Consider the following 20,740-nt stretch of genomic DNA (forward strand, 5'->3'; position numbering starts at 1 on the left):
GTGCATCACGACTGCCCAAATGACTTGACGCCGTGTCGGATGGCCTTGCATGTTGACTACGCTTCCGCTCGCGCTCCAACTCCGTCAACACGCCCGGCACCTACGGCTACGCGGGGGTCGTCACACACCGCTCCACTAACGTTACGCTTCCGTGTACTCCTTCAAAGAAGCCTATTGTCGCGCCATTGATTTTTTGTTTTTATCTTTGCTCATCCATAAGAAGATATAATTCTTCGCTGTAACATCTACACGAGCGTGCTTCCCTTGAAAATCGAAAAAAATGACCTTACCCTGCACTGGTTTGTCGTCGGCATGATGCTGGTGACGCTGATGGTTTATCTTTTCATCTGTGTCCAGTTTGGTCATGAACTACAACAACCCTTGCCAGAAGAACGGCGAGTATTTATCAGAACGGTATTTTATGGCATAGTAATTATTGCTTTTCCTATGACAAACTTAATCCGCCATATCCAACTTAGGTTAAATCAAACTATGCCGGGCAATAAATCAGCAAAAAGCCGTTACTTGCTGACCGTTATTGTTTCGATGGCACTGGTTGAAGGCGTTGGAGTCCTGGGTTTTGTGATGTTTATGCTGGGCGATGATTTTAATACCCTGTATATATTTCTGGGGCTTTCTGTTTTGGGCTTGTATCTGTATAGGCCTAAGCAGGATGAATACGCTCGGATCGTAGAAGCGTTAGCGGATCGGATGGAGTGATTTTAAAACCCCATCACCCCGTTAAATAGCCGATATTGAAGTTTTTATGGTGCTGAATCCGCCACTTTGATTTTTTGGCGGCGATAGTTATGGCCGTAAAAAATTTCGGTTACTTCTCTGTGCAACTTTTTTTCTATCTCGGCTTTTTGTTCTGCTGACAAATTGCTTTCTTTTTCAAACAGATAGTTCTCAAGCTCGGTTTCTTTGAGCATCATTTTGGTGTGAAAAATATTTTCCTGATACACATTCACGTCAATCATTTGGTAGTCTTCTTGCGTATCTTTGGCAATATAGTTTTGGATCGAGGTAATATTATGGTCGATAAAGTGTTTTTTTCCGGTTATGTCACGGGTAAAGCCGCGTACACGGTAATCCATGATGACAACATCGGATTCGAAACGATGGATCAGGTAATTCAGTGCTTTTAACGGTGAAATCCGACCACAGGTAGACACGTCAATATCTGCGCGAAAGGTGCTGATACCGCTGTCGGGATGGCTTTCAGGATAGGTGTGGACAGTGATATGGCTCTTATCCAGATGCGCCAGGACGGTTTCGGGCAACGGCCCTGGAGTCTGGCTGTTCATATTGGCTGGTGGCGCAACATCGCCTTCCGAAATCAGCATGGTAACGCTAGCACCCTGCGGGTCATAGTCCTGAAGGGCAATATTTAGGATCTGTGCGCCAATAATATCGGCAACATCCTTGAGAATCTGCGTCAATCTGTCGGCGTTATAAGCTTCATCAATGTATTCGATATAGGCCTGCTGTTGACCAGCGGGAGCATAACAAATATCGTAAATATTGAAACTTAACGACTTAGTTAGATTATTAAAGCCGTGCAACTGCAATTTATTCAACGCATTAAACCTCGATTACTTCAAAACCATGGGTGATTTCCACTGCCTTACTCAACATGATGGAGGCAGAACAGTACTTTTCCGCAGACAATTTAACCGCTCGCTCGACCGCCGACGTTTTTAAATCATGACCACTAACAATAAAATGCAAGTGTATCTTACTAAACACGCTGGGTATTGCATCAACCCGCTCGGCGGTGACTTCAACAACGCAAGCGGTAACGTTATTCCTGCCTTTTTGTAAAATCTGCATGACATCAAACGATGAACAGGATCCCACGCCCAACAATATCATTTCCATAGGTCGCATACCCACATTACGCCCGCCGTGATCGGGTGGGCCATCTATGACGACAGCATGACCACTCCCTGTCTCACCGACAAACATCATGCCATCTACCCACTTTATGGTCGCTTGCATTGCTTAGCCCAGATAAAAATGAGGCATAGGGTAGCATAGAATTATCGGTTGATAGAGTATCAATGTCGATTTTTTTGCTAGACTGTATACGGTTATGAATATTAATAATCCCACTTATTCCGGATGGAAATCATTATGGCAGCTACACCGCACGAAGATCCTTACAAAAAAGTGATGGAAAAATTATTGCCTTTTTGCCACAAAAAGGCTTATCCCCCTAAAACTATTGTATTTAGGCCGGGGGATTTGGGTGACCGCCTTTACTACATATTCGATGGCTCCGTTAGCATCGGCGTGGAGGACGAGGAAAACGATCAGGAGCTGGTATTAGCCTATCTCAATAAACACGAGTTTATCGGTACTATTGGTGTTTTCAAGGGCTCCGAAACCAGAAAAGTCACCGTGAAAACTCGTACTCACTGTCAATTGGCGGAAATGAGCTACGAGCGTTTCCGGCAGGTACTCAAGAAAGAGTTACTGGAACATGCCCCCGACATACTTTTTATGATAGGAGAACAACTGGCAAATCGTCTTTTGAAGACCAGTCGTAAATTCAGCGATTTAGCCTTTATGGATGTCGAAGGCCGCATTGCTCGAGCCCTGTTGGATCTGAGCAAAGAACCGGATGCTATTACCCATCCTGACGGTATGCAACTGCACATTACTCGCCAGGAAATCGGTCGGATTGTAGGCTGCTCACGGGAAATGGCTGGCCGAGTATTAAAGGAGTTGGAAGACAAAGAGTTGATCTCCGCACACGGCAAAACAATTGTTGTGTTTGGTACACGTTGAGAAATTTCTTACTGCACCCCGAACATGGCAATTATTTTTTCCTAGCTTGTTGTATGGTTTCATAAGCTTTGGTTATTTTTTGGGTTTTTTCCTTGGCAAGTTTCATCATTTCCTCTGGCAAACCTTTTGCGACCAGCTTGTCGGGGTGGTTTTGGCTCATTAAGCGGCGATAGGCTTTTTTGACTTCCTCATCACTGGCTGATGAGGTCAAGCCCAGCACTTCGTAAGCATCTTGCAAGCTGGATTGTTCGCGGCGGTAAGGTTGTTGGTGCTGACGTTGCCGTCGGTATTGACCCTGATCTTGGTATTGATAATCACGATTTTGAAAGCGCTGCTGGGCAAGCACACGCATTTTCAGTCGCTCATAATCAAAATGGGAGACCCGAAGTTGACCGCATATATGAAGCAACAGTTTTTCTTCTTTGCTATCCATCGAGCCGTCCGCCAAAGCTTCCTGAATTTGAATTTCCAGAAACATGCGGATAAGGTCGGTACGGCGATGGCATTCCTGGTAAAACTGGGCTAACACGTCATCCAAAGGAAAGTTCGCATTTTTCCCTTGTTCAAAAAGATTAATTGCCGTGGTTCGCATTTCACCAGAAATGGACATTTGATCCATGATACGGTTAGCCAGGGATATTTCTTCCGGTGAAATCCGCCCATCTGCTTTAGCAATATGCCCCATTACCGAAAAAGTTGCGGTAAAAAATGCCATTTGTACACGGTGTTGGTCACCTGGCCTAAGCGATTCGATATTTTCCATGCGTATCATACCGATATCGAATTGATGCCCCAAAGATGCACCTAAAATGGCACCCATAGGCCCACCCATCATAAAACCAAACGCACCGCCTATAAATTTGCCTAACCAACTCATCAACACCTGTCCTGCTTACGCCGTAAATAATGGTAAAATCATGCCTAATGTATCCATCGGATTCATTTTATCTTGCTTAAAGTCCACAACACTACTAATTAATTGAGGTTTCATGAACGCTCCAGAAGCGCTGTTTCAATCAAACTTACCATCATTAACACTGCGGGCGCGGGGTAAAGTACGGGATATTTACCATGTTGACGACCACCACATGCTGATCGTAGCAACAGACAGGCTGTCCGCGTTTGACGTTATCTTGCCAGACCCAATTCCTGGTAAAGGGTTGATGTTAACCCGTATTTCTAACTTCTGGTTTGACAAGCTAAGCCATATCATACCTAATCATTTGGCTACGATTCCCTTATCCGACATTGTGCCTGATGCCGCCGAACGCGCACAAATTGAAGGTCGTGCTACCGTGGTGAAATTACTGAAACCCTTACCCGTTGAGGCCATTGTACGCGGTTATTTGATCGGCTCCGGCTGGAAAGATTACCTTAACTCCGGTGCTGTTTGTGGCATCGCATTGCCAAAAGGCTTACAACAAGCGCAACAATTGCCGGAAGCCATCTATACGCCATCAACCAAAGCCGCCGCCGACCAGCATGATGAGAATGTCGCATTTGAAAAAACTGTCGAATTACTGGGTCAGGATTTGGCTGAAAAAGTACGCGATACCAGCTTGCGGCTGTACAAAGAAGCTGCTGAATACGCCAAAGAACGCGGCATAATAATCGCAGACACCAAATTTGAATTCGGCGTGGACGAACAAGGCGTGTTATATGTGATTGATGAGGTACTAACTCCGGATTCATCAAGGTTCTGGCCGGCTGATCAATATCAGGTCGGCATTAGCCCGCCAAGTTTCGATAAGCAGTACGTTCGTGATTACCTGGAAACATTGGATTGGGACAAAACCGCGCCAGGGCCGCATTTGCCCCAGGAAGTATTGGCGCATTGTGCCGCTAAATACCGAGAAGCAGAATCAATTTTGACCGGAAGCTAAGTTAAATCAAGCCATGCTCGGCAAACGAATATGGCTCGCCGTCGCCGATAATAAAATGATCCAGCACCCGAATATCAAACAAGGCCAAGCCTTGTTTGAGCTTTTCAGTGATATATTTGTCGGAGGGGCTGGGTTCGGCTATGCCGGAAGGATGGTTATGGGCAAAAATGACAGCAGCGGCATTGTGGTGTAGTGCCAGTTTTGCGACTTCCCTAGGATAAACGCTGGCAGCATCTATAGTCCCCCGGAACAATTCGGTCAATTGAATGACGCGGTTCTGGTTATCAAGGAATAAACAGGCGAACACCTCATAGCTATAACCACGAAGTTGGGCGCTGAGATAAGCGCGGGTTATATCAGGGCTTCTTAAGGCATCGCCACGTTGCAGGGACTCTTTAAAATGACGCTTTGCCATTTCCATCACGGCCTGCAATTGGGCATATTTGGCATCGCCCAAGCCATGGCCTTGGCAAAACCGTTGTTGATCGGCACTGAGCAGGGCTTTTAATGAACCAAAATGATCGAGTAACTCACGCGCCAAATCGACCGCTGATTTTCCAGGTGTGCCTGTTCTTAGAAAAATAGCTAATAACTCGGCATCCGTTAAAGCACTGGGACCGCGCCTTAACAGCTTTTCCCTGGGTCTATCATCCGCAGGCCAATCTTTGATAGCCATCACAAACCTTACTTAAATAAAACCTAAGCATAGAAGAATTTGGCTATACTTGCCATTACGTTTTGAGTGCAAAAATCAGGATACTCCCATTAACAAACATGTTTTATTGGCTATTTGCGGTGGTATTGCCGCTTATAAGTCAGCTGAATTGGTTAGATTATTACGCAAACAAGGCGCTGAAGTGCGGGTAATCATGACCCGCTCTGCTCGAGAATTTATTAGCCCTCTGACCTTCCAGGCCTTATCAGGCAATCCAGTGCACACGGAATTGCTTGATATTGATGAGGAAAACGCAATGGGGCATATCAATCTGGCGCGTTGGGCAGATGTTGTGATAATCGCACCCGCCACCGCGAATACGATTGCGAAGTGCGCTCATGGCTTGGCTGATGACTTGGTATCAACCTTATTTTTGGCGGCAACCTGCCCTATTTATATAGCGCCTGCCATGAACCAGGCGATGTGGAACAAGTCGATTACCCAAAACAACATCCGACAACTTGAAAGTTACGGTGTGACAATTATCGGCCCGAATGTGGGCGACCAAGCTTGTGGTGAAACCGGTTTTGGTCGCATGGCAGAACCTGCTGAAATATGTCAGCTCTTATTGGCTGAACCGGAGACGGGCATTCTACAGGGCGTTAAAGTCTTAATCAGTGCAGGGCCAACACGAGAATACATTGACCCCGTGCGGTACATCACCAATCGTAGCTCAGGTAAAATGGGCTACGAACTCGCCCGTGCCGCAGCAAAGGCAGGTGCGAATGTAACCTTGGTAAGTGGCTCGGTAAATCTAGTTGCACCGACTGGTCTTAAGCTTGTGCAGATAGAAACTGCCGCGCAAATGTATAATGCGGTGATTGCACAAGCTGGCGACGCTGATATTTACATCGGTGCGGCCGCCGTTGCCGATTACAGCCCCGTAATTACGGAAAAAGATAAAATCAAGAAGCAAGCCGAGCAAACCAATCTGGTTTTGCAGCAAACGAAAGATATATTAGCCGAGGTAGCACGATTGTCTAATGCGCCCTTTACAGTGGGTTTTGCGGCGGAAACCAATGATCTTGAGGCTTATGCACAAGAAAAGTTGCTCAATAAAAACCTGGATATGATCGCCGCCAACTGGGTTGGGCAAGAGCAAGGCGGTTTCGATAGCGAACAAAATGCCTTGGAAGTATTCTGGGATAAAGGTCACACATCCCTGGCAATGACAGATAAAAACCAACTGGCAGAACAGTTAATCAACTTAATCGCAACAAAATTTAATGAAAAAAATAGAGTTTAAAATCCTGGACAGCCGCATCGGCAATGAGATTCCCCTCCCTCAATATGCAACAACCGGTTCAGCCGGATTGGATTTACGGGCTTGCTTGACTGAAGCGACAGAATTAAAACCAGGTGAAACCTTACTGATTCCTACCGGCCTTGCAATCCATATTAGCGACCACCACTTAGCCGCCGTCCTCTTGCCAAGATCAGGCTTAGGACATAAACACGGCATCGTGTTGGGTAACTTAGTCGGTTTGATCGACTCCGACTATCAAGGCCAGATTTTCGTGTCCTGCTGGAATCGCGGCAATACCGCATTCATCATCAATGTCGGTGAAAGAATTGCACAAATGGTTTTTGTTCCTGTCCTACAGGTGGCACTGCAGCAAGTCGATGAATTTAATGAAAGTTCTCGTGGCGATGGTGGTTTCGGTCATACCGGTCGAATTTAAAACGTTTTTTTGGATTTAGGTGTATTAATAATGCAACGTTTGGTTTCTATATTAGCTTTAATTTGTGTTCTAATGGTAATAACAGCGGGATCCGGTGCTTTTTTGCTGTCCAAAATGTTCATTGCGAAATCGAAAGTGGATGCGGTTGCTGCCGTTGCCAAAGGCGTATCTTTAACGCTGTCCGAACAGGTAAACCTGCTCAACAACCTGTTGGATAAAATGGCGCAAGACCCAGATGTAATAAACGCAGTCGCCCAAAACAATCCAGAACTATTAGCTAACGCTGCAACAAAGTTAGAAAACCATTTTCCAGGTATCCTGTCGATAAAATTTTTGTTGTCCGAAATTAACGATCCTAGTAAGAAAACCGGAGTGACTATGGGCTATGCAGATCTGGAAATGGCAAAAAAAACCTTTACCAAAGATCAGGTGACTGCAATTCAAGGCGATGTTGCCACGGACAGACATCTGGCCATTGCTCGGCGGGTCATGCAAAATGGCATTCCAATAGGCGTTGTTTTGGCTGGATTGAACTATGATTTCATTAGTAAAATACTCGCCTACACCACATTGGAAAAAGGCTATATCGAATTAAGACAGGAAAAGCTCATGCTCGCGTCTGTGGGCAAAAAACCTGATCAAGAGGAAAGTGATAATGATCCGATCAATGTACCCAACACTGACTGGCAACTCTATTATGATAATAGCAGCAGCACTAGTGCCGTGGAATTCTCATTGATGGTCGCTATTGTTTTAGTGCCGGCATTAATGGTTGCATTGGGCTTTGTAATCGGCTACCGAAAAATTTCAGACTTATTGACGGAAGATATGGCTTGGGTTACAAAGGCATTTAAGGACATTTTGACAGAAAAGACACTAGGTGAATATCCGGTTAAAGTAAGCGAAATAAAAAACATCATATCAACTTTGGCACAATTTAAACGGGTCGTAAATGACAAATTGTTTGAAATTTGAACGCTACTACCAGAAACAAAAAGTGGTGTGCCGCTGCTTAAAGGCATCATTACAAAAATCCATGTGGGCATACTTGAGAGAGCTATAAAAGCTATTAATCAAACAAGTCCTCACTAGCCATAGATTGACAGGGGTAAAAATATGCAACGATTGTTCTCAGTGTTGACAGCAATTGCCGTCTTTATGATTTTGTTAGCGGGAACAGGTGTTTACCTGTCATCCAAAATTGTAGTGGCGCAAGCAAGAGAAGATGCGGCGGAGTCAAAGACCAAAGGAGTGGCTCAGACACTTAGTGACCAAATAAAACTGTTCGACAACGCATTAGATAAAATGGCTCAAGACCCGGACATCATTGCTGCCGTTAATAGTGCTGATCCGGTTTCTCTAAATTCGATAGCAACCCGAGCGGAAAAATATTTTCCTGCCGCAAGGAAAATCAGGCTATTGCCCGTTGGGGTTATCGAACCCGATGAAATCAACGTGCCGCATATGAGCTACGGTGACATGGATATGGTTAAAGCAACATTTCAGGATAATCCACTCCCTGCTATCCAAGGTGACGTTGGCTCGGACAGGCATCTGGCCATAACCCGCAAGATTATGCAGAATAACCAAACAGTGGGCGTTATTTTGGCAAGCCTAAGTTTTGACTTCATCAGCCAAAGCTTAAAGAACGCAGGTGTTGAAGACGGTTATATTGAACTCAGACAAGAGAAACTGGTATTGGCTAATGCCGGAGTAAAAGACGAATCTACAACTGATCTTAATAAGATCAATGTCGCTGGCACTGGTTGGGATATTTACTATCGAGATCCTAATAGCCAGAACCTCGGACAATCTATGGTGATTTTTGGATTTATTGTCATACCGGCACTACTTGCTTTGGCGGCTTTTTTTGTCTGTCATCGACAACTGTCAGTATTGCTGGCACAAGACCTGGACTGGATTTTTCAAGCTTTCAAGGATGTTCTGACAGACAAACCCAAAGGAAGTTACCCGGTTACCTTGCCGGGGATGAATGCAGTGATCGCATCTATGGTGCGATTTAATGTGGATGTCGAAAAACAGGCACTGCTTGCTTCTAAAATTACCAATGATGATTTTGAACTGGAAGGTTATTTTGATGAATTCAGCCATCCCGAACCAACAATACAGCAAAATCAATATATCACCGTTATGGAAGAAACTGCTGAGGTAAATACTGCTATAGATCAAAAAGTCGCCTCTGAAAATCCGGTAGCCGATATACCAGAAGTAATCGACCAGAGTGCGGCCATCTTTAGGGCTTATGATATTCGAGGCATCGTTGGCAAAACGCTAACTAAAGAAATCGTCTACGACATTGGCAGGGCTGTGGGTTCCGAAGCCAAAGAACTGGGTTCTAAAACTGTGGTGGTTGGCAGAGATGGGAGAATATCAAGCCCTGAACTAGCAGAGGCTTTATCCAATGGTATCGCGTCAACTGGCTGTCATGTATTAGACATAGGGATGGTACCCACACCGGTCTTGTATTTTGTCGTTCAACATACCGATGGACGCTCAGGCGTGATGATTACTGGTAGCCATAACCCAGCTGATTACAATGGCTTGAAGATGATGATCAAGGGCGAAACCTTGGCCGGTTCGAGAATACAGCAACTCAAACAGCGTATTGACACTCAGACTTTCATTACCGGAAAAGCCGGTTCAATAGAACAAAATGGCATGTTTGTGAATGAATATATGGGCACTGTGTGCGAAGATATTCAGATCACCCATACCATGAAAATCGTAATGGATTGCGGCAACGGTGTTGCAGGTGAGTTGGGGCCTATGCTTTTTAAAGCATTAGGCTGTGAAGTCATAGAGCTGTTCTGTGAAGTCGATGGCAACTTCCCCAATCATCACCCCGACCCAAGCAAGCCAGAGAATTTGGCTCAATTAATCAGCGCAGTCAAAGATCATAATGCCGACTTGGGCTTAGCCTTTGACGGTGATGGCGACAGGTTAGGCGTGGTTGATTCCAAAGGGAAAATAATCTGGCCAGACCGACAAATGATGCTGTTTGCCAAAGACGTTTTGGCTGGAAAACCCGGTTCGGAAATTATTTATGACGTTAAATGTAGTCGTCATTTACCGGATCAGATTATCAAATATGGCGGCAGACCGTTAATGTGGAAAACAGGGCATTCATTTATGAAAGCCAAGCTGAAAGAAACCGGCGCAAAGCTGGCTGGCGAAATGAGCGGTCATATTTTCTTTAATGACCGCTGGTTTGGTTTCGATGACGCATTGTATTCGGCTGCACGACTGCTCCAAATACTATCTGAAGACCCCAGGCCTAGCTCGGAAGTTTTTGCCGACTTCCCCGATAGCATTAATACACCTGAATTGAACGTCGAGTTAGCTGAGGGTGAAAATTTCAAGTTCATAGAAAGTTTATTTTCCTCTGCAAATTTCACTGGTGGTAAAATCACCGATATTGACGGCATGCGTATTGATTTTTCGGATGGTTGGGGATTGGTTCGCGCGTCTAATACCACACCTTCTCTGGTGATACGCTTTGAGGCGGACAGCAAAGAAGCGTTGGAAAATATTCAGGCACAATTCCGTGACCTCATGCGTGAAGTAAAACCGGACATCAAGTTACCTTTTTAGGGATTTTCGAATACAACTAAAATCAGTCAGATTTAATGATGTAGGGCAATCCCTGGTTACCGGTGTTGGATACAAAAGGTTGCCGAGTTAAGCCATAAGTATCTACACAAGTATTTACCCCTTCTCCCTTGGGGGGAGAAGGTCGGGATGAGGGGGAATATAAACAGTTGATTTTATTCTCCTCACCCCAACCCTCTCCAGCAGGAGAGGGAGTCCGTTGCTTTTTCAACTCGTTGTTTTTATTACGTCGAAAAGTTGTGTAGGTACCTATGCCAGTTAACCACAAGACCAGCCCCTACAAACTATTTTTGTAGTGAATCGTTACAATTCACAATTCATTGATACTCCTCACATTAAACCTCACTAGATGTATTTCAACTGACTTTTTTAAGATTACCACGAGAAAAAATGGAACAGAGAACCGCTCACCTGATCGCTGACGTACTCATAGAGGCGTTACCTTACATCCAGCGTTTTAAAGGCAAAACAGTAGTCGTTAAATTTGGTGGCAACGCCATGGTTGATGATGCGCTTAAAAACAGCTTCGCCAGAGACATTGTCTTGATGAAGCTAGTCGGTTTAAATCCAATTGTGATTCATGGTGGTGGCCCGCAAATCGGCCAACTGCTAACAAAACTCGGAAAGACTTCAAATTTTGTCGATGGCATGAGAGTGACCGACAGTGAAACCATGGATGTGGTTGAAATGGTGTTAGGTGGCTTGGTCAATAAAGACATCGTCAACCTTATCAACCGGAACGGTGGTAAAGCGGTGGGGTTGACTGGAAAAGACGGGGATTTTATTCGGGCAAAAAAACTTCATCTTGACTCACGAGATAAGCTGGATACTCAGCAGCCAGAAACCATCGATTTGGGATTTGTGGGCGAAGTCAGTAGTATCGACCCCGCCGTGGTTAATATGCTTGGTAGTAGCGACTTTATACCTGTCATTGCGCCTATTGGGGTGGGTGAAGATGGACAGTCTTACAATATCAATGCCGATCTAGTCGCGGGGAAAGTTGCCGAAATTTTGAAAGCAGAGAAATTGATCCTATTGACTAACACCCCAGGCATCCTCGATAAACAAGGCAACTTATTAACCGGGTTAACGCTTAAAGATGTAGACAACTTAATCGCTGACGGCACCATATCGGGAGGGATGATCCCTAAAACGCGGTGCGCCACCGATGCCATTAAAAGTGGTGTCAGCCGTGTGCATATTATTGATGGCACGGTTGAACACGCCGTGCTACTGGAGCTTTTTACCGACCAAGGCGTAGGTACGCTATTACTCAGTCGTTAACTCATAATACCGTTTTAGTGGGGCGTTGAAACACCCCGCTAAAATCAATCCAGATATGCACTATCTTTTTTCAACATCCAATTAGTCAGCTAAACTGGTCTCCAGGTAGTTTCTAAAAGCGATCCTTATATCCTGAACTTTCTTACTGGCACATAATTCAATACCAATAGACGAATCTCGGCAACGAATATCCAAAAAAAGTTTCTGCTTATTGTCGCCTAAATCTACCTTAGAAATAGCCAGGCTCAGATCGTTATCCTTATCTGGCGTACGACCCATGATTATCTTTGATGAATCAATTTCAGGCTCTGTACTGTTAGATGAAGTGGAATGTTTGGTAATAAAATCTCCGGCAATTTTCCAGGCCTTATCACACTCTCTTTCACTCTCACACATGTAAACGCCCAATTCATTAGCCGCCTTGATCTCTTCTTTTTGCTTAGCCTGCCTTTTCTCTTCACTCGACTTAGTTAATTGTTTATACCGGGCAATATCGGCATTGAATTGTTCAATCACACCATTCTTTTTTTCGATATGCTGACTGATTTTAACGTAAGTTTGCTGACTCTCTTTTTCCGTGGCTTTGATCTCTTCAACTAGCTTTGGAGGAACTTTTTCGCCATTCCTTTCGTTTGTTGCAGCTTGGCGTTGCAGTGTTTCCAGTTGATTATCCAGTCGTTTCAAATTGCTGATGGTCAATTTTTGTTCCGTTTCCAACTCCTGCAATTTGGCATCGAAGGTATTCTGCAAGTCTTCCAACTTATTGTACGTGATGCGTAACGCTTTATCATGGTAAAGCTGCTGGGTAATAACCTTTTCCTGCGCCTCTTTCAGAGCCATTAGCAAACGATCCAATGCTTCTTCGGACTTGGTTTTTGCCCTCTCGGTAACACCCACCACTCGTCCATGCTTACCTAACGATTCCCTGCGATATTGTGAATGTTTTGGCGGAACCTGATCGGAAAAGTAGGTATTCCCCTTTTCATCCAGCCATTTATACATTTTGTTTGCATGCACAACTTGGCTGGAAAGTAGCCCGACAAAACAAGCGATAATAGTTGTCAATCTGATGCATGTGGTCATAACTAAAGATTCAAGTCTTATTACGTCAGTCAATTATAGGCTAGGCATAGAAAATTTTAAATTAAATTAACTCCTAAGCTCAGGTAATGTTCACCACATTCGATATTCCTCAGTGAGGATCTCGACTACCTATCTGAACCAAATATTTATTAGATTGAAAAATCAACCAATTAGGCTTGCCAATTGATGTATTGGCGGCAAAACCACCATTTTGGCAAGTTGCAACAGCATTAAAGCGACTAAAGGTGACAGATCTATACCACCCAAGTCGGGAATAAACTTACGGCACGTACCCAGCAAAGGTTCTGTTAGGCTATGTAGAACGGATGATGCGGCATTAAAACTGCCTGGATTTAACCAGCTCAATATGGCTCTGGCAAATATGGCGTAAATAAATACGTTAATCAACAAGGAAACCAAATTGCCAAACGATAACAGGGCTAATGCACCAATGCCAATGCTAAACCCTTTTAACATCAATATAGAAAAATCCGCCAACATTTGCAAACTGAGAGCCAAGACTATCGAAGAGGTATCTATTTTGCCAACTGGTGGGATATAACGGCGTAAGATTTTTAACACCGGATGGGTGATCTTTACCAGGAACTGGGAGATCGGGTTATAGAATTCAGCTCGGCTCCATTGCAACAAAAAACGCAGCATAACCGCCAAAATATACAGCGAAAACAGCGAGTCGATGATAAAAATGGCCGGATCGGTCATATAGTTTGCATTCATTGGTTAACTTCCATTTGTTTGGACATTTCGATTGAGCGGTCCCGTGCCGCATGTAAGGCCAAGGACACCAACCGGCTAAACCCGCCAGCCTCAAAGGTCTCTATCGCCTGTTGGGTCGTTCCGCCCGGCGATGTGACGCGTCTACGCAACTCGCCTGGTGACTCCGACGATTCCAACGCTATTTTAGCTGCTCCCAGCGCGGTTTGCTGAATCAACAGGCGGGCTGTCGCCTCGCTCAACCCCAATTCAACGGCGACCTTTTCCATGGCTTCCATCAGTAGAAAGTAATAAGCGGGGCCACTACCGGAAACTGCTGTCACTGCATCCAACTCGCTCTCATCATCAACCCAAAGCGCTATGCCGACGGCACGTAAGATGGTTTCCGCCAAATCGCGTTGCTCTGAACTGACCTTATCATTTGCATGCAGTGCAGTTGCACCGGTCAAAACCAAAGCCGGCGTGTTGGGCATACAACGCACAGTAGCAACATCAGCACCCAGCCACTTGCCTAGACTGGCTTGGTTGATACCTGCGGCTATTGACACCACCAATTGCCGCTGTTGAATGTAAGGGGCAATTTCCTTTGCGACTTGTGCCAATATTTGCGGCTTTACCGCCAACACCACCACATCGACGGTATTAATGACTTCCTGGTTGCTTTGCGTGACATTTATATTTAGATTTGCCGATAACATATCCAGCGTTTCTGGATTGATGTCCGACACCCAAAGTTGCTTCGGGTCATGACCACTAGCAACCAAACCATTGACTAAGCTTGCAGCCATATTGCCGCCGCCGATAAAACCGATTTTCGTTGTTTTCATTTTTTTCTATTGCTGGGAAAGTACACGTATTCTACCCAATATAGGGTCGGAGCTGAAAATCACAAGTGCATTCTTCAATGATGCAATATGCTAAAGTAAGCTAAAAAGCCCGATTTGCCTATGATTGAAACAATTTATATAGAAGAAAATATCCAAAAACACCCGCGTGTCCAAGAGATTTTGGCGCGTTTCCCGACCGCCAGAAACATTATCTGTGGACGCTACGGTGAAGTTTTCAACCCAAAAGCGCAAAATTTTCGTCTGCAAAAACAAAAACCGGCGCTCATATTGGCAGAAAAATATAAAAACTTTGCCCTGGAAACTCCTAAAGATTACGGAATAGGTGCAGACCGGAATTATTATTTTTCCCACATGCTCAATTGCCTATACGACTGCCGTTACTGCTTTTTGCAAGGCATGTATCAATCAGCGAATTATGTACTGTTTGTCAATTATGAGGACTTTCAGGATGAAATCAGGCAGATTTGTAACGATCATCCCACCGAGGATATCCATTTTTTCTCCGGCTATGACTGCGATAGCTTAGCTTTAGAACCCGTTACCGGATTTGCCGAGCAATTCTTACCTTTTTTTGCCGCACTTCCCAACGCTTGGCTGGAATTAAGGACGAAAAGTACTCAGATCAGAAACCTAAGCAATCGAGAACCGTTACCCCGCTGCGTTGTCGCTTTTAGTTTGTCGCCTGCTGAAATTGCCATCAAAGTTGAAGACAAAGCCCCGACTTTGGGTCGTCGTCTCGCGGCGATAGAAAAATTACAGCAACAAGGTTGGCTCATAGGCTTACGTTTTGATCCGATAATTTACCAAACGGGTTACCAGCAGCAGTATCAAAAATTATTCGAGCAGGTATTTGCCCTAATTGACCTTAAGCAATTGCACTCAGTCAGCCTGGGCGCATTCCGCTTACCAGAAAGTTATTACAAAAAAATACATAAGCTCTACCCAGACGAACTTTTGTTTGCCAGCCCATTGCAGCAGCAGGACGGCATGGTTTCTTACCAAAAAGACTTGGAGCAGGAAATGATTCAAACATGCACGGAATCTGTGTTGAACTATATCCCAGCCAGCAAATTTTTTCCATGTACGGCCTAAAACGTACCGTCCTGATAACGGGAGCCAGCTCCGGCATAGGTCGCTCCATCGCCAGAAATTTGCTTCAGCAAGGGCATGATGTCATCGGTATTTCCCGTGATTGTGCCAAATTCAAAGTGTCGCGAGATAATTTCCATCCTGTGCAATTCGATCTTAGTCAGTTACAGGAACTACCCCAGAAGCTACGCGAACTGGAGCGGGAATACCCAGATTTGGATGTGGTTGTTTTTTCGGCTGGAATCGGCCAGTTCGGTTCGCTGGAAGAATTCTCTTACGCCCAAATTCAAGCATTAATGACCATCAATTTCACCAGCCCAGTATTTTTAACGCGAGCCTTACTGCCTTTCTTAAAAAGAAAAACCAACAGCGATTTGATCTATATCGGTTCAGAAGCCGCGCTAAAAGGCAGCCGCAAAGGCACAATCTATTGCGCCAGCAAATTTGCCTTACGTGGATTTACCCAAGCTTTGCGTGAGGAGTGCAGCAAAGATCAGGTACGGGTCTGCCTAATTAATCCGGGCATGGTGCTTACCCCATTCTTCGACCCATTATCGTTTGCCCCAGGTGATGATGAAAGCAATTACCTAATGCCCGAGGATGTTGCAGATGCGGTATCTTATGTCATCAATTCGCGACCGCACATGGTCATTGACGAAATAAACCTAAATCCCGCCACTAAAGTTATAAAGAAAAAATAAACTCAATCCTATAATTCTTGTCTATCTCGTCGATTAAAATCAGGGCTTTTAAAATTCCTATTTCCCGAAGTAACATAAAGAGACAAAGTATTTGGGGACGTTATACAATCTGTCGAACAAATCCAAAATGGCCTCTTCGTGTTAGGCACTTGTTCCACAAAGATACCTTTTTTAGAGAATGTTAAATATGCTAAGTTTGATAAGATTAAATTCACAATCCTGGTTTTTTTTGGGGTTTTGGGGTTGTGTAGGATTGCTGGCTGCGGGCTATTATTTCCAACTCGTTATGAAGCTTGAACCCTGTCCCCTGTGTATCTCACAACGCATTGCCATCTTTTTGACGGGCATGTGTTTTTTATGCGCGGCCTTACATAATCCTGGTCAAACCGGCACGCGGCGTTATGCCATTCTCGGTGCGATTATCGCGCTCTGTGGCGGGGCTATTTCCACACGCCATATATGGATACAACACCTACCGCCCGACCAAGTACCTGAATGTGGGCCTGGGCTAGATTATGTGTTAAATAATTTCCCCTTCACAGAAACCCTCAAACTATTGTTAAGTGGCACGGGCGATTGCGCGAAAGTAAACTGGACTTTCATGGATCTAAGCATGCCCACTTGGACTCTCTTTGCTTTTTTAGGCTTGGCAACAGTAAGCATTTTGCAATACTGGAATTATCAAGAGAAACAATAGTTGATAAAAAATAACGACCCTTTTCATTATTCTTACTATCTGGCCTTAAACGAGAACATATAATATGAACAAAACTCTATTGGCGTTAACAGTAACGATTCCTTTTCTAACCGCACCTCTCCTAACAGCGGCAGCCGAAAAAACGGAACTAAACGCATTACAAAAGGCCATCAACGGCAAACACCGATCGGCAGAACACAAACACAGAGACCAATATCGGCATCCAGAACAAACGTTGGCATTCTTTGATGTGAAAGAAGACATGACAGTTGTGGAAATATCCCCTGGCGAAGGCTGGTATACCGAAATTCTGGCTCCATATCTCAGGGACAAAGGTAAGCTGTATGCCGCTCATTTTTCAAATGATAATCCAGAGCCTTACTTTAAAAAAAGCCTTAGTGACTTTCTCGACAAAATCCATAAACAACCCAAGTTGTACGATAAAGTTGAAATCACCGTATTACAGCCGCCCAAAGAAGTTCAAATTGCCCCTGATGGCTCCGCTGATCGGGTGGTCACCTTTCGCAATGTCCATAATTGGATGAAAAACGACCAAGCAACCAGCGTTTTCAGTGCCATGTTTAAAACCTTAAAACCGGGTGGCATCCTTGGCGTTGTTGAACACAGGGGGGCATCAATAAAGCAGCAAGACCCAAAAGCATTGTCGGGGTATGTGAGCGAAGATTACGTCATCGCCCTAGCCAGAAATGCCGGTTTTGAATTTTTAGCCAAATCTGAGATCAATGCTAACCCCAAAGACACAAAAAACTACCCCGAAGGGGTCTGGACATTACCGCCTACGCTAAGGCTCAAAGATAAGGATAAGGCGAAATATCTGGCAATTGGCGAGAGTGATCGGATGACCATAAAATTCATCAAACCCCAGCCGAAATCCTTGGCCAGCTTTCTGCCCAGCCAATTATTAGGAAGCATAGATCGTGCCGATTTGCCCGACATACCTGCTGTAATCCACAATAGCAAGTAAATTAATAAAAAAATAAACCCGCACCGTTAAAGTGCATTTATTTTTTGTAAGCTATTGATAGTTAATAGCAATATATTGCGAACAATAACTGTGCAATGTAACAAAACTGTAATAAAAACCGTTACTAAGGGGCTATCAAAAGAGTTTATCAACAAAGTTATCCACAGTTTTTGTGGGTAACTTAAATTACCTTAACGCTTAGAATAACTTAGCTAAATAACGTAACTTTCTATTCAAACAGTATGCCTAAGTTGCCGGATGCAACACCCCGTCTAATACTAAGAGTGGCAATAGCCGTTCCCCTCTATCGATTGTTTGATTACCTTGCACCATCTAACATTGACGTAACCATTCTTGCACCTGGAATTCGCCTTGAAGTCCCTTTTGGCACAAGCAAAAAAATTGCTTATCTCATAGAGACTAGCAACGATAGCGAAATTGCACCTGAAAAATTAAAACCAATTGAGCGCATCCTGGACGACAAGCCTTTGCTGTCCACAAAAGACATCCGCTTATTGCACTGGGCAAGCCGTTATTACCACCATCCTTTAGGTGAAGTGTTTAGCACCGCATTCCCCGCCACATTACGCAAAGGTAAGGAAGCCAGCTTACAGTTGCCAGAACCCGCGTATACATTGTCTGAGACAGGAATAAAGACACTTGCCGAACAGTTAAAACGCTCTCCCAATCAGCAAAAAGTATTAGTACACTTTCAACATCTCCATCCCAATTGGCTGACTAAAACTGAACTGACCCATTGGGACAAAAACTGTCAGCCCGCTGTAAAAGCCTTATTGGCAAAAGCATTGCTTACACAAACAGCTTCCAACGCCATGCCACAAAAAAACACGGATGGAAATACGCTGATTACAAAACCACGGACTATCAAAGCCATACACGACGATGTAAGTAATCTGCAATTAAACACAGAACAGCAAGAAGCCATTAATGCCGTCCTCGTTAGCTTAGGAAAATTTGCAGTTTTTTTACTGGAAGGTATCACCGGCAGCGGCAAAACTGAAGTCTACATACAAATCATCCGTTCCGTGCTGGAACGCGGGCAACAGGTTTTGGTGCTGGTGCCGGAAATCAACCTGACACCGCAACTGGAAGAACGCTTCCGGCAACGTTTTTCGGTGGTGATGACCTTATCGCACTCAAATCTGACCGATAAACAACGGCACACGGCATGGCTCAATATGCAACAAGGCGAAAGCGCAATCTTGCTAGGTACACGTTCCGCCTTATTTACACCGCTGAAAAAACCCGGCTTGATTATTCTTGACGAGGAGCATGATGCCTCCTTCAAACAACAAGAAGGCTTCCGATTTTCTGCCCGTGATGTTGCCATTATGCGCGGTAAATTACTGAACATCCCAGTACTGCTGGGTTCTGCCACGCCGTCGCTGGAAAGCCTGCACAATGCCAATCAACAACGCTATCAACACCTAATCTTGTCACAACGCGCGGGCAATGCGGTGGAACCAACGTTGTACTTGTTGGACATCAGAAATAAAAAACTACATCATGGGCTTTACGAAGGGTTAATCAACGAACTTCGCAAGGTATTGTCAAATGGTGAACAAGTTTTAATCTTCCTAAATCGCCGGGGCTTTGCTCCCACCCTAATTTGTCATGGTTGCGGCTGGGTGGCGCGTTGTCGCCATTGCGACGCCAATATGGTTATCCACAACTATGAGAACTTGCTGCGCTGCCACCACTGCGGAAGAGAACAGCGATTACTGCCCAATTGTCCTGCCTGTAAGACAGGTGAGCTGATGCCATTAGGTCTGGGTACGGAAAGGATTGAAGAAGCGTTACGTGAGTTATTCCCCGATAAAACCTTAGTCCGGCTAGACCGCGACACCACCCAACGCAAAGGTTCCCTGGAACGCTATCTTGCCCAAATTAACGAAGGCAAAGCGGACATTATCCTCGGCACCCAAATGCTCGCCAAAGGCCACCATTTCCCGAACGTCACCCTGGTGGCGATTGTCGATGTCGATAGTGGCCTGTTTAGCATCGACTATCATGCGACCGAGCGGCTCGCCCAACTGATTGTACAAGTTTCAGGCCGAGCCGGACGCGCCGAAAAACCCGGCAAAGTCATCTTACAAACCCGTCATCCAGACCACGCCTTGCTCAATACCCTGATTCGCGAAGGCTATCGCAGTTTTACCCATATTGCCCTGGCAGAACGCAAACAAGCCTTACTACCACCTTTTAGCTACCACGCCCTAATAAGGGCGCAAGCAGGCAATCCCAACCTGCCACTCGCTTTTCTGCAAGCCGCAGCAGCATTAACAAAAACGTATAAAGCAGCACACGGCATCCAAATTCTAGGCCCAGTTCCTGCCCCGATGGAAAAACGCGCCGGACTGTACCGCTATCAACTGTTATTTCAAAGCAACAAACGTACTGACCTACAAAAATTGTTAGCCGAACTTATCACTAATATCGACAACATTAAACACGCAAAAAAAATCCGCTGGTCATTAGATGTAGACCCGGTGGATTTGTTTTGATGGGTTATTGAGGATTACCGCTGTCTTTGAATCATGCGCGAAACCCTATAAAAAGGGTAATAGGCTCACCCAGCGGTCGGCAATAGTAAA

At 44.9% G+C, this 20,740-nt stretch carries 20 protein-coding genes; 13 read left to right on the forward strand and 7 right to left on the reverse strand.

All coding sequences use genetic code 11. The annotated features are described in order from the left end of the window. Positions 1-264: 264 nt before the first annotated feature. Complete coding sequence (locus tag ABL924_RS07050) at positions 265-720, forward strand: hypothetical protein (protein ID WP_349026369.1); 456 nt, start codon at positions 265-267, stop codon at positions 718-720. Between the two features lie 44 nt (positions 721-764). On the opposite strand, the gene speD is transcribed toward ABL924_RS07050, so the two are convergent. Continuing rightward, on the reverse strand, positions 765-1,580 hold the full coding sequence (gene speD, locus ABL924_RS07055; protein ID WP_349026370.1) for an adenosylmethionine decarboxylase: 816 nt from the start codon (positions 1,578-1,580) through the stop codon (positions 765-767). 4 nt (positions 1,581-1,584) lie between these two features. Further along, the gene (locus ABL924_RS07060; RefSeq protein WP_349026371.1) at positions 1,585-2,001 is read right to left on the reverse strand and encodes an OsmC family protein; all 417 of its coding nucleotides are present in this window, start codon (positions 1,999-2,001) and stop codon (positions 1,585-1,587) included. A 135-nt stretch (positions 2,002-2,136) separates the two neighbouring features. Between ABL924_RS07060 and crp the strand changes: the two genes are divergently transcribed. After that, entirely contained in the window at positions 2,137-2,793 is a 657-nt protein-coding gene (gene crp, locus ABL924_RS07065; protein ID WP_349026372.1) for a cAMP-activated global transcriptional regulator CRP, read from the forward strand. A 31-nt stretch (positions 2,794-2,824) separates the two neighbouring features. Here crp and djlA read toward each other — a convergent pair whose 3' ends face one another. Then, positions 2,825-3,670, reverse strand: coding sequence for a co-chaperone DjlA (gene djlA / locus ABL924_RS07070; protein ID WP_349026373.1), 846 nt, complete (start codon positions 3,668-3,670; stop codon positions 2,825-2,827). Between the two features lie 112 nt (positions 3,671-3,782). On the opposite strand from djlA, the gene ABL924_RS07075 reads away from it, so the two are divergent. Next, positions 3,783-4,676 carry a phosphoribosylaminoimidazolesuccinocarboxamide synthase gene (locus ABL924_RS07075; RefSeq protein ID WP_349026374.1) on the forward strand — a complete coding sequence of 298 codons (894 nt, stop codon included), beginning with the start codon at positions 3,783-3,785 and terminating at the stop codon, positions 4,674-4,676. Between the two features lies 1 nt (position 4,677). On the opposite strand, the gene radC is transcribed toward ABL924_RS07075, so the two are convergent. Further along, positions 4,678-5,352, reverse strand: coding sequence for a DNA repair protein RadC (gene radC / locus ABL924_RS07080; protein ID WP_349026375.1), 675 nt, complete (start codon positions 5,350-5,352; stop codon positions 4,678-4,680). A gap of 88 nt (positions 5,353-5,440) precedes the next feature. Here radC and coaBC point away from each other — a divergent pair, with 88 nt between their 5' ends. The 5 genes from coaBC (at position 5,441) to argB (ending at position 11,987) form a co-directional block, all read left to right on the forward strand. Next, positions 5,441-6,637, forward strand: a complete 1,197-nt coding sequence (gene coaBC, locus ABL924_RS07085) for a bifunctional phosphopantothenoylcysteine decarboxylase/phosphopantothenate--cysteine ligase CoaBC (protein ID WP_349026410.1) — start codon at positions 5,441-5,443, stop codon at positions 6,635-6,637. Beyond that, a complete protein-coding gene (gene dut / locus ABL924_RS07090) occupies positions 6,618-7,073 on the forward strand; it encodes a dUTP diphosphatase (RefSeq protein WP_349026376.1) in 456 nt (151 codons plus the stop codon). The genes coaBC and dut overlap by 20 nt, the downstream gene beginning before the upstream one ends. A 114-nt stretch (positions 7,074-7,187) precedes the next feature. After that, on the forward strand, positions 7,188-8,048 hold the full coding sequence (locus tag ABL924_RS07095; protein WP_349026377.1) for a hypothetical protein: 861 nt from the start codon (positions 7,188-7,190) through the stop codon (positions 8,046-8,048). Between the two features lie 141 nt (positions 8,049-8,189). Further along, complete coding sequence (locus tag ABL924_RS07100; protein WP_349026378.1) at positions 8,190-10,685, forward strand: phosphomannomutase/phosphoglucomutase; 2,496 nt, start codon at positions 8,190-8,192, stop codon at positions 10,683-10,685. 408 nt (positions 10,686-11,093) lie between these two features. Continuing rightward, entirely contained in the window at positions 11,094-11,987 is an 894-nt protein-coding gene (argB, locus tag ABL924_RS07105) for an acetylglutamate kinase (protein ID WP_349026379.1), read from the forward strand. An 81-nt stretch (positions 11,988-12,068) separates the two neighbouring features. Here argB and ABL924_RS07110 read toward each other — a convergent pair whose 3' ends face one another. The 3 genes from ABL924_RS07110 to proC form a co-directional block, all read right to left on the reverse strand. Continuing rightward, complete coding sequence (locus ABL924_RS07110) at positions 12,069-13,070, reverse strand: DUF4124 domain-containing protein (RefSeq protein ID WP_349026380.1); 1,002 nt, start codon at positions 13,068-13,070, stop codon at positions 12,069-12,071. 162 nt (positions 13,071-13,232) lie between these two features. Continuing rightward, on the reverse strand, positions 13,233-13,808 hold the full coding sequence (locus ABL924_RS07115; protein WP_349026381.1) for a YggT family protein: 576 nt from the start codon (positions 13,806-13,808) through the stop codon (positions 13,233-13,235). Next, the gene (gene proC, locus ABL924_RS07120) at positions 13,805-14,632 is read right to left on the reverse strand and encodes a pyrroline-5-carboxylate reductase (RefSeq protein WP_349026382.1); all 828 of its coding nucleotides are present in this window, start codon (positions 14,630-14,632) and stop codon (positions 13,805-13,807) included. The genes ABL924_RS07115 and proC overlap by 4 nt, the downstream gene beginning before the upstream one ends. 120 nt (positions 14,633-14,752) lie before the next feature. Here proC and ABL924_RS07125 point away from each other — a divergent pair, with 120 nt between their 5' ends. The 5 genes from ABL924_RS07125 to ABL924_RS07145 all read left to right on the forward strand — a co-directional run bounded on the left by ABL924_RS07125 (position 14,753) and on the right by ABL924_RS07145 (position 20,650). After that, complete coding sequence (locus ABL924_RS07125; protein ID WP_349026383.1) at positions 14,753-15,745, forward strand: spore photoproduct lyase family protein; 993 nt, start codon at positions 14,753-14,755, stop codon at positions 15,743-15,745. Next, positions 15,733-16,443 carry an SDR family oxidoreductase gene (locus tag ABL924_RS07130; RefSeq protein WP_349026384.1) on the forward strand — a complete coding sequence of 237 codons (711 nt, stop codon included), beginning with the start codon at positions 15,733-15,735 and terminating at the stop codon, positions 16,441-16,443. Before ABL924_RS07125 ends, ABL924_RS07130 begins: the two co-directional genes overlap by 13 nt. A gap of 196 nt (positions 16,444-16,639) precedes the next feature. After that, a complete protein-coding gene (locus ABL924_RS07135; RefSeq protein WP_349026411.1) occupies positions 16,640-17,140 on the forward strand; it encodes a disulfide bond formation protein B in 501 nt (166 codons plus the stop codon). Positions 17,141-17,204: 64 nt separating this feature from the next. Beyond that, positions 17,205-18,125, forward strand: a complete 921-nt coding sequence (locus ABL924_RS07140) for a methyltransferase (protein ID WP_349026385.1) — start codon at positions 17,205-17,207, stop codon at positions 18,123-18,125. 242 nt (positions 18,126-18,367) lie between these two features. Continuing rightward, complete coding sequence (locus ABL924_RS07145) at positions 18,368-20,650, forward strand: primosomal protein N' (protein WP_349026386.1); 2,283 nt, start codon at positions 18,368-18,370, stop codon at positions 20,648-20,650. Positions 20,651-20,740 lie beyond the last annotated feature (90 nt).

Origin of the sequence: Methyloglobulus sp., assembly GCF_040079455.1 — a bacterium.
Classification (GTDB): domain Bacteria; phylum Pseudomonadota; class Gammaproteobacteria; order Methylococcales; family Methylomonadaceae; genus Methyloglobulus.

What these genes read in the sequence shown, in the direction of transcription:
- ABL924_RS07145 (WP_349026386.1), top strand. Translation starts at nt 18,368, where the DNA reads ATGCCTAAGTTGCCGGATGCAACACCCCGTCTAATACTAAGAGTGGCA.
- dut (WP_349026376.1), top strand. Translation starts at nt 6,618, where the DNA reads ATGAAAAAAATAGAGTTTAAAATCCTGGACAGCCGCATCGGCAATGAG.
- ABL924_RS07100 (WP_349026378.1), top strand. Translation starts at nt 8,190, where the DNA reads ATGCAACGATTGTTCTCAGTGTTGACAGCAATTGCCGTCTTTATGATT.
- ABL924_RS07075 (WP_349026374.1), top strand. Translation starts at nt 3,783, where the DNA reads ATGAACGCTCCAGAAGCGCTGTTTCAATCAAACTTACCATCATTAACA.
- ABL924_RS07095 (WP_349026377.1), top strand. Translation starts at nt 7,188, where the DNA reads ATGTTCATTGCGAAATCGAAAGTGGATGCGGTTGCTGCCGTTGCCAAA.
- argB (WP_349026379.1), top strand. Translation starts at nt 11,094, where the DNA reads ATGGAACAGAGAACCGCTCACCTGATCGCTGACGTACTCATAGAGGCG.
- ABL924_RS07115 (WP_349026381.1), bottom strand. Translation starts at nt 13,808, where the DNA reads ATGAATGCAAACTATATGACCGATCCGGCCATTTTTATCATCGACTCG.
- ABL924_RS07140 (WP_349026385.1), top strand. Translation starts at nt 17,205, where the DNA reads ATGAACAAAACTCTATTGGCGTTAACAGTAACGATTCCTTTTCTAACC.
- ABL924_RS07125 (WP_349026383.1), top strand. Translation starts at nt 14,753, where the DNA reads ATGATTGAAACAATTTATATAGAAGAAAATATCCAAAAACACCCGCGT.
- djlA (WP_349026373.1), bottom strand. Translation starts at nt 3,670, where the DNA reads ATGAGTTGGTTAGGCAAATTTATAGGCGGTGCGTTTGGTTTTATGATG.
- proC (WP_349026382.1), bottom strand. Translation starts at nt 14,632, where the DNA reads ATGAAAACAACGAAAATCGGTTTTATCGGCGGCGGCAATATGGCTGCA.
- ABL924_RS07110 (WP_349026380.1), bottom strand. Translation starts at nt 13,070, where the DNA reads ATGACCACATGCATCAGATTGACAACTATTATCGCTTGTTTTGTCGGG.
- crp (WP_349026372.1), top strand. Translation starts at nt 2,137, where the DNA reads ATGGCAGCTACACCGCACGAAGATCCTTACAAAAAAGTGATGGAAAAA.
- radC (WP_349026375.1), bottom strand. Translation starts at nt 5,352, where the DNA reads ATGGCTATCAAAGATTGGCCTGCGGATGATAGACCCAGGGAAAAGCTG.
- ABL924_RS07060 (WP_349026371.1), bottom strand. Translation starts at nt 2,001, where the DNA reads ATGCAAGCGACCATAAAGTGGGTAGATGGCATGATGTTTGTCGGTGAG.
- ABL924_RS07130 (WP_349026384.1), top strand. Translation starts at nt 15,733, where the DNA reads ATGTACGGCCTAAAACGTACCGTCCTGATAACGGGAGCCAGCTCCGGC.